The 1,062-nt window shown below is 75.2% G+C and carries 1 protein-coding gene; it reads right to left on the bottom strand.

Annotated features, from left to right (window positions below):
- Positions 1–165: 165 nt before the first annotated feature.
- A partial coding sequence (locus ACJA3G_RS37505) for a hypothetical protein (protein ID WP_406557474.1) occupies positions 166–1,062 on the bottom strand: 897 nt, incomplete at its 5' end.

Here is a 1,062-nt window from a genome sequence, read left to right as displayed (position 1 = left end):
CGCTGGGCCCGATCACGCTGGGCCCGGTCAGGCTGGGCCGACCGCGCCGGGTCGCGCCCGCAGCCGGGGGCCGGCAGCCGGGGCCACCGGACCACGGACCACCGGGCCACGGGTCACCGGACGACGGGCCACCGGGCCGCGGGCCGCCGGGCTGCGCCCGTGGGCTCAGGCCCCGGCCGCCGCGCGGTACTTGCGGTACGGCACGGTCGGATCGACATGGTTCAGGTAGTGCCAGGGGGACTCGGTGACGTACCCCCCGGTCGCCTCGAAGCACGCCCGCGCCGACGCCGTGTCCCCGACCAGCGAGAACGCCATCGCGAAGGAGTTGTTGACCTGCACCGACCCCAGCCGGGGAACGAAGTCCGGATGCAGCACGGAGCGTTCGGCGGCGTCCCGCAGGGAGGTGCGCACCTCCGGGTTCCGCAGGTAGGCCGTGTCCTCCCCGTCCTCCAGGTCGAGCCAGTGCTCCAGGTGGGCGAGGGCGACGAGCTCACCGAGCAGGCTCCCCTCGGGCGCGGCGAGCGCGGCCCGCCGCGCGAAGGCGTGCATCTCCTCGTGGGAGCTGCCCCACTTGTGGCACACCTGCTGCAACCGCTGGCGGTGGACGCCGAGGTGGTACGGGTCGCGGCGCACGGCGGCCTCGAACCGCCGCCGCGCGGCCGGCTCGCCGACCTGAAGACCGCGCCCGGTGACGAGGAGGCCGTACCAGGGAGAGGTCCAGCCCGGCTCCCGCTCGGCCACCTCGTACAGCATCTTCTCCGCGGTACGCAGCCGGTCGTGGAAGACCTCGAACTGCTCGCGCGAGACGTGCTGCGCCCGCGCGGAGGTACGCGCCTCCCACGCCCAGCTGATCTGCCGCGACCCGGCGACCAGCAACGGCAGCGCCGACTGCGGCTCGGCCTCGGCCGCCTTGCCGATCCACTTCTCCACCCCGGCGGTGTCGGCGACCGCCCACAGCAGATCGATCCGGTCCTCCCCCTCGGGCCGCGACTCCAGCAACGCCCGCACCCCGGCCCAGTCCCCGGCCCCGGCCGCCTCCTTGACCAGCGGCACATCCGGGTC

The organism is Streptomyces sp. YS-3 (genome assembly GCF_045257485.1).
Taxonomy (GTDB): domain Bacteria; phylum Actinomycetota; class Actinomycetes; order Streptomycetales; family Streptomycetaceae; genus Streptomyces.
The sequence above is the reverse complement of the archived record's forward strand: the minus strand, read 5'-3'. Positions and strand labels throughout refer to the sequence as shown.